The sequence below is a fragment of the Zoogloea sp. LCSB751 genome (assembly GCF_002028455.1).
Classification (GTDB): domain Bacteria; phylum Pseudomonadota; class Gammaproteobacteria; order Burkholderiales; family Rhodocyclaceae; genus Zoogloea.
The window spans coordinates 22364-29374 of the sequence record NZ_MWUM01000038.1 but is presented as its reverse complement, the minus strand read 5'-3'; the positions used below and the strand labels follow the sequence as shown (position 1 = coordinate 29374).

Annotated in this window: 5 protein-coding genes; all 5 read left to right on the top strand. The window is 65.9% G+C overall.

All coding sequences use genetic code 11. The features are described from left to right. Positions 1-306 precede the first annotated feature (306 nt). The 5 genes from B4920_RS24440 (at position 307) to B4920_RS24420 (ending at position 6966) form a co-directional block, all read left to right on the top strand. Complete coding sequence (locus tag B4920_RS24440) at positions 307-2223, top strand: CHASE domain-containing protein (RefSeq protein ID WP_079437369.1); 1917 nt, start codon at positions 307-309, stop codon at positions 2221-2223. A gap of 76 nt (positions 2224-2299) precedes the next feature. After that, positions 2300-3763 (top strand): pyruvate kinase, encoded by a 1464-nt coding sequence (pyk, locus tag B4920_RS24435; RefSeq protein ID WP_079437368.1) that lies wholly within the window; start codon positions 2300-2302, stop codon positions 3761-3763. Positions 3764-3874: 111 nt separating this feature from the next. Further along, positions 3875-4939: a class II fructose-bisphosphate aldolase gene (gene fba / locus B4920_RS24430; protein ID WP_079437367.1), complete on the top strand. Its 1065-nt coding sequence runs from the start codon at positions 3875-3877 to the stop codon at positions 4937-4939. A gap of 223 nt (positions 4940-5162) precedes the next feature. Beyond that, on the top strand, positions 5163-5531 hold the full coding sequence (locus B4920_RS24425) for a hypothetical protein (RefSeq protein WP_079437366.1): 369 nt from the start codon (positions 5163-5165) through the stop codon (positions 5529-5531). A 133-nt stretch (positions 5532-5664) separates the two neighbouring features. Further along, complete coding sequence (locus B4920_RS24420; RefSeq protein ID WP_079437365.1) at positions 5665-6966, top strand: DUF3422 family protein; 1302 nt, start codon at positions 5665-5667, stop codon at positions 6964-6966. Positions 6967-7011: the final 45 nt, after the last annotated feature.

The following is a 7011-nucleotide window of genomic DNA, read 5'->3' as shown; positions in this document are numbered from 1 at the left end:
TCGTCACGGGTTGCGAGCCAGTCCAGTACGAAGTTGGCGCCGATAAAGCCGGCGCCGCCGGTTACGAGAATCATGGAAGTCCTTGAGTAAACAATTCAGCGGGGATTATGACAAACTCAACTGTGCGCGACATCTGCCGTGAAAGCAGGGTGACATGTGTTCGATAAGCCGTTTCATTATCTCACCCATCGAAAACACTCGCTTGCGACACCGGAAGAAAGTGCCGGATTCTGAACGGAGAATGCCGTCAGGGTCGAGGAAGTCCGGCATGATGGCGAAGGACCGACGGTCTTTGAAGAGGACAGGATGCGCCGCTACCTGCAGCCCGCGATAATCATCCCGACCCTACTCGCGCTGATCCTGGGCACGGTAGCGGGTGGCATGGCGTGGCAGCGCATTGAAGCCGCGCACAGGGAAACACTGCAGCGGGCCTTCAATGCCGAAACCGGCGAGATCGCCCTCAAGATCGATGAGCGTTTCAAGGCCTACCGGCAAGTACTGCGGGGCGCCCGCGCATTGTTCGCCGCGTCGGAAGAGGTGACCCGCCAGGAATGGCGGCAGTATGTGGACGCCTTGCGCCTGTCGGAAGACTATCCGGGCATCCAGGGGGTCGGCTTCGCCGTGCCCTTGTCGGCTTCCGAAGTGAAGCACCACGAACGGGCCATGCACGACCAGGGCTTTGCCGACTACCGTTTGAGCCCACCGGGCACACGGACCGAATACTCGGCGATCATTTACCTGGAACCCTTCGACTGGCGCAATCAACGTGCCTTCGGCTTCGACATGTACTCCGAACCGATGCGCCGCGAAGCCATGGCCCGGGCACGCCAGTTGGGAACACCGGCCCTCACCGGGAAGGTGAGGCTGGTGCAGGAAACCGCCACGGACACCCAGGCCGGCGTCCTGCTCTATCTGCCGGTTTTCAGACAGCACGCAACGCTGAGCACCCCGGCGCAGCGGGAAGCGGCCTTCGTCGGCTGGGTTTACAGCCCCTTCCGCATGAACGACCTGATCACCGGCACCTTCGGCGAATCGGCGCCCCGCGTACGCCTGCGCATCTACGACGGCCATGAGACCACCCCCTCCGCACTCTTGTTCGACAGCCATCCCACGCTGCCCGAGCAAGGTCCGCTGCGCAGCCTCAGTACGCTGGAACTGGACAGCCGGGTGTGGACGCTGGCCTTCGACAGTGCACCGGAGTTGGGCATTGCGCCCCCCGCGTTGCAACTTGAGCAGGCCACCATCGTGCTGATCGGGGGCCTGTTCGTACTGCTGACCGCCTCCTTCTGCGCCGCCCGCCAGCGGGCCGTCGAACTGGCCCGGATCAGTACCTCCCTGCGCCGTAGCGAAGCCCGCTACAGCGCCCTGGTCAATCTGTCCCAGGACGGCATCGCCGCCCTCGACGCCCGGCTGTGCTTCACCTACCTGAATCCGCGCCTCCTTGCGCTCCTCGGCTTTCCGGAGACCGAATTGCTCGGCCGCCGCTTCGACAGCTTGTGGCCCAGCGAGGATGCCGTCCGCAGCCAGGTCCTGGCCGAACGCCTGCGACGTGGCGAGGTCGCGGCCTGGGAAGAGCAGCTGCACAATGCCGACGGACGGCTGATCACCGTCATCGTCACCCACGCACCGCACCTGGACGAGAATGGCGCACTGCAAGGCGCCATCCTGACCATCACCGACATTTCCGAACGCAAGGCATCGGAAGAGCGCATCCGCTACCTGGCCACCCACGACCCGCTGACCGGGCTGGCCAACCGGGCCATGTTCATGGAGCAGATGAACAACAGCCTGCTGATCGCCCACCGCCACCAGACGCGTTTTGCACTGCTGTTCCTCGATCTGGACCACTTCAAGGCGGTCAACGACAGCCGCGGCCACGCCGCCGGCGATGCGCTGCTGCTCGAAACCGCACGCCGCATGCGCCGCTGCCTGCGCGCCAGCGACCTGCTCGCCCGCCAGGGCGGCGACGAGTTCCTGGCCCTGCTGCACGACATTCACGGCGTGGATGAAGCGTTCACCGTCGCAGACAAGATCCGCCAAGCGATCGGCGCCCCCTTCGTGCTGGACGGCCAGACCTGCGTCATCTCGGTGAGCATCGGCATCGCGCTGTATCCCGACCATGGCCAGGATCTGGAAACCCTGACCCGCAATGCCGACGCCGCCATGTACCGCACCAAGCTGGGCGGCCGCGACGGCACCACGGCAGCGGCCGACACCCCCTGAGCGTGTCGCGATTTACTTGTCGCCAGACCTGCTTCTAGAATCCCCGCCGTCCGTCGCGCCCACACCTGGAGACCCCATGTCCCGCCATACCAAGATCGTCGCCACCCTCGGCCCCGCCTCCTCCGACTCCGCCGTGCTCGAACGCCTCGTGCAGTCGGGGGTGGATGTGGTGCGCCTGAACTTCTCCCACGGCAAGGCGGACGACCACATCGCCCGCGCCCGCCAGGTCCGCGAAGTGTCCCAGCTGGTCGGCCGGCCGGTGGGCATCCTGGCCGACATGCAGGGCCCGAAGATCCGCGTCGGCAAGTTCGAAGAGGGCAAGATCACGCTACAGAAGGACGCCGCCTTCATCCTCGACGCCCAGTGCGAGCTCGGCAACGCCCACCGGGTCGGCCTCGACTACAAAGACCTCCCCCGCGACGTAAAGCCCGGCGACGTGCTGCTGCTCGACGACGGCCGTCTCAAGCTGGGCGTCGAGCGCGTACTCGGCCACGAGATCCACACCAAGGTGAAAGTCGGCGGCGAGCTGTCCAACAACAAGGGCATCAACCGCCAGGGCGGCGGCCTTACCGCCCCGGCGCTGACCGCCAAGGACATGGAAGACATCAAGACCGCCGCGCTGATCGGCGTGGACTTCGTCGCCATCTCCTTCCCCAAGGGCGCCGCCGACATGTACATGGCTCGCCAGTTGCTGCGCGCCGCCGGCAGCAGCGCGATGCTGATCGCCAAGATCGAGCGCACCGAAGCCGTCGCCAACCTTGACGAGATCCTCGACGCCTCGGACGGCATCATGGTGGCCCGCGGCGACCTGGCCGTGGAGGTCGGCGACGCCGCCGTACCGGCGCTGCAGAAACGCATGATCCGGCTGGCCCGCGAGAAGAACAAACTCGCCATCACCGCCACCCAGATGATGGAATCGATGATCCACAGCCCGGTGCCGACCCGCGCCGAAGTGTCCGACGTGGCCAACGCGGTGCTCGACGGCACCGACGCGGTGATGCTCTCCGCCGAAACCGCCTCCGGCAACTTCCCGGTGGAAGTCGTCGAATCCATGTCGCGCATCTGTCTGGAGGCCGAGAAATCCGCCGAGGTGACGATGGACCGGGACTTTCTCGACCGGGTGTTCACGCGCATCGACCAGTCCATCGCGATGGCGGCGATGTGGACCGCCTACCACCTGAAGGTGAAGGCCATCGCTTCCCTCACCCAGACCGGCTCCACTGCGCTGTGGATGAGCCGCCTGAACAGCGGCGTCCCGATCTACGCGCTGACCCCGGAAATCTCGGCTCGCAACCAGATGACCCTCTACCGGGAGGTCTATCCGCTGCTGATGTCGCAGATCCACGCCGATCGCGACGTGCTGCTGTGGGAAGCCGAACAGATCCTGCTCGAACAAGGCGTCGTGCAATACGGCGACCTCATCGTGCTGACCATCGGCGAACCCATCGGCTCCGCCGGCGGCACCAATACGATGAAGATCGTGCGCGTCGGCGACACCCCCAAGCCCGGCCCCCTGCAAGCATTCAGCACAACGGCATGAAGTCCGGTATAAACTCCCGTCCCGCCGAACGCGCAGGCGGCATGCCGCCGCGCTAGAATTCCGTTTTTTACGTCTATACCCGGCCGATCTTCCGGCCCTCGGAGAAAAACCATGCCTCTCGTTTCCATGCGCCAGCTTCTCGACCACGCTGCCGAAAACAGCTATGGCCTGCCCGCGTTCAACGTCAACAACCTCGAACAAGTCCAGGCCATCATGGAAGCCGCTGCGGAAACCGACAGCCCGGTGATCATGCAGGCCTCCGCCGGGGCCCGCAAATACGCCGGCGAAGCCTTCCTGCGCCACCTCATCGACGCCGCCGTCGAAGCCTATCCGCACATCCCGGTGGTCATGCACCAGGACCACGGCCAGTCCGCCGCCGTCTGCCAGGGCGCCATCCGCTCCGGCTTCTCGTCGGTGATGATGGACGGCTCCCTGCTCGAAGACGGCAAGACCCCGTCCTCCTACGAATACAACGTGGACGTGACCCGCCGCGTGGTCGAGATGTCCCACGCCATCGGCGTCAGCGTCGAAGGCGAGCTGGGCTGCCTGGGCTCCCTCGAAACCGGCCAGGCCGGTGAAGAAGACGGCATCGGCGCCGAAGGCACGCTGGACCATTCCCAGATGCTGACCGACCCCGACCAGGCCGCCGACTTCGTCCGCCAGACCAACGTGGACGCCCTGGCCATCGCCATCGGCACCAGCCACGGCGCCTACAAGTTCACCCGCAAGCCCACCGGCGACATCCTGGCCATCGAGCGCATCAAGGAAATCAACGCCCGCATCCCCAACACTCACCTGGTGATGCACGGCTCCTCCTCGGTGCCGCAGGAACTGCTGGAGATCATCCGCGAGTACGGCGGCGACATGAAGGAAACCTACGGCGTACCGGTCGAGGAAATCGTCCGCGGCATCAAGTACGGCGTGCGCAAGATCAACATCGACACCGACATCCGTCTGGCCATGACCGGCGCGATCCGCAAGTTCTTCGTCGAGAACCCCTCCAAGTTCGATCCGCGCGAGTTCCTCAAGCCGGCCCGCGAAGCCGCCAAGCAGGTCTGCAAGGCCCGCTTCGAGGCCTTCGGCACCGCCGGCAATGCCAGCAAGATCAAGCCGGTGTCCCTGGACAAGATCGCTGCCCTCTACAAGAGCGGCGGGCTGAACCAGATCGTCCGCTGAACAAGGCACGGGGAGCCCGCTCCCTGAGCACGCAGGCAGTCATGGAACGGGGCCAAACGGCCCCGTTTTGCATGGTCCCGCAGCCCAGCATTCCATAGCGGCGAACTTGTTCGGCCTCCCGCCTGCCCAACGGCCATCCATGGGGGCGAATTCATTGGCCCTCGATACATCCAGCAAAATCAGCCGGCGAACGCACTCGCCCCCCGTTCCGAAGGAGTCCCCGATGGCCGCCCCCTGGTCCACCCTGTTCAGCGCAATCCCCTGGTCCGACGTGATCGCCCACGCCCCGACCGTCGCCAAAGGTGCACGCAAGCTCTGGCAGAAGGTCGGCAAGCACCATGAAGACGCCACCACCGCACCCGTCGCGCCAGAAGCTGCAGCTGCCGATCCCGATGCCCGCTTCGACGCCATCGACACCCGCCTGGCCGAACTCGAGGCCCGCCAGCAGGACAGTGCCGAACTGCTCGCCGCCCTCGCCGCCCAGAACGCCGAACTCGTGCGCGCCACCGAAGCCCTGCGCCGTCGCGTGCTGATTCTCGGTGCCGGCCTCGGCGTGGTCGCCGCCGGCCTCATCGCCAGTTTCTTCCGGTGATGGCTGCTGCACTGCAACATCCAGCGTGATCCGCGCCACGGCACCGCGGCCGCCACCCTTGCCAGCGCCCCTGCCGTAACGGCAAGATGACGGCCCGACCCAGCCCGGCCGACAGTGCCGCAGAGCCGCCACCATGACCCTGCCCGACCTCTTCAGCGAGCACGACCAGCGCCAGGCCCTCAACGACGAATTCCACGCCCGACCGCCGGTGCCGCTGGAAAGCCCCCAGCTGATCAGCTATCTGGCAATGCATCACGGGGAGGACGCCCCCGACGCCGCGCTGCAGCACCTGCTCGCCCTCGGCAAGCTCCTTGAGCGCCCGATCGACAGCGACGGCCGCCACAGCCTGATCGACTTCGGCAGCTTCCAGCTCAAGTGGGAACTGCACAACGAGTTCTCCAGCTACACCTTCTTCCGCAAGGTCACCCACGGCGAGGGGCTGGAGCAGCCCACCTCGGCGCTGGCCGTGGTGCCGGAAGCCTGGCTGCGCAGCGTGCCCGGCAAGCTGATCGTCGCCACCCACGTGGAACTGCGCAGCGTCGCCGAGATCACCCCCGAAAGCGTGATGGCCAAGCTGTCGCCGACCGGCAACCAGATGGTCGGTGCCAAGGTCGCGGACGGCGCCGCCTGGGTGTTTACCGACTTCCTGTTCGAAAAAGGCTTCTCGCGCTTCCTGATCATCGACGTGTCCCTGACCCGCCGCCAGGCCGGCCGCACCGTGCAGCGTCTGGTCGAGATCGAGACCTACCGCCTGATGGCCCTGCTGGCCTTCCCGGTGGCCAAGGACGTCGGCCGCACGATCGGCGCCGCCGAGCAGCGCCTCGCCGACCTGATGGACCGTACCGGCTCGGCCCGCAACCCGGAAGACGAGCGCAGCGTACTGGCCGACCTGACCACCATGGCCGCGGAAATCGAGCATTCGGTGGCCCGCACCACCTTCCGCTTCGGCGCCGCCCGGGCCTACCACAGCCTGGTCATGCAACGGATCGCCGAGCTGCGCGAACAGCGCATCAGCGGCCTGCCGACCTTCCACGAATTCATGGAGCGCCGCCTGCTGCCGGCAATGAACACCTGCGTGACGATGGCCCGACGCCAGGAGGACCTGTCCAGCCGCGTGGCGCGCAACAGCCAGCTGCTGCGCACCCGCGTCGAGGTCGAGCTGGAACGCCAGAATCAGGAACTGCTGGCCCAGATGAACCGCCGCGCCAAGCTCCAGCTGCACCTGCAGGAAACCGTCGAAGGCCTGTCGGTGGTGGCCATCACCTACTACGCCTCACAGCTGGTGCAATACCTGGCCAAGGGCGTCAAGCACTACATCGAGCCCTTCACGCCGGAAGGCATCACCGCGGTGGCGATCCCGGTCATCGCCGCCCTGGTCGCCTTCGGCACCCACCGCATGCGCAAGCATCTTGCCGCCGCCGAAGGTCACGCATAAACGGGAACCGCTAGGCGGACTACAGTTTCATATCCCCACCAGAAT

Bases quoted from the DNA above. Each gene is read 5' to 3' on its own strand.
- B4920_RS24440 (WP_079437369.1), top strand. From the start codon at position 307: ATGCGCCGCTACCTGCAGCCCGCGATAATCATCCCGACCCTACTCGCG.
- B4920_RS24420 (WP_079437365.1), top strand. From the start codon at position 5,665: ATGACCCTGCCCGACCTCTTCAGCGAGCACGACCAGCGCCAGGCCCTC.
- B4920_RS24425 (WP_079437366.1), top strand. From the start codon at position 5,163: ATGGCCGCCCCCTGGTCCACCCTGTTCAGCGCAATCCCCTGGTCCGAC.
- pyk (WP_079437368.1), top strand. From the start codon at position 2,300: ATGTCCCGCCATACCAAGATCGTCGCCACCCTCGGCCCCGCCTCCTCC.
- fba (WP_079437367.1), top strand. From the start codon at position 3,875: ATGCCTCTCGTTTCCATGCGCCAGCTTCTCGACCACGCTGCCGAAAAC.